Genomic DNA, 278 nt, shown 5'->3' with positions numbered 1-278 from the left:
CCCTACTTCCGCTTCCTGCAGGGCGTTCCGTCCCGGCAGTGGGCGCATACCGCGCTGATCCAGCAAATGCTGGCTACGTTGGAGCCGGTGCGTGGGCGCATGGCGATCGTGGTGCCGCATGGCGTGCTGTTCCGCGCTGGCGAGGAAGCGCGCATCCGGCAGTGCTGGTTGGACGCGAACCTGGTGGACATGGTGATCGGCCTGCCTGCCCGGCTGTTCGCCGGTGCGTCAGTTGCGACCGCCTTGCTGGTGTGGCGCAAGGTGCGCCAGCATGACGA

Annotated in this window: 1 protein-coding gene; it reads left to right on the top strand. The window is 67.6% G+C overall.

Annotated features, from left to right (window positions below; all coding sequences use genetic code 11):
• Positions 1-278 (top strand): N-6 DNA methylase (locus ACQG3P_RS19555; RefSeq protein WP_426805971.1); only part of this gene is annotated, 278 nt, incomplete at both ends.

Source organism: Stenotrophomonas sp. SrG, from assembly GCF_050031795.1.
Classification (GTDB): Bacteria; Pseudomonadota; Gammaproteobacteria; order Xanthomonadales; family Xanthomonadaceae; genus Stenotrophomonas; species Stenotrophomonas rhizophila_A.
This window is presented reverse-complemented; position numbering and strand designations above follow the sequence as displayed.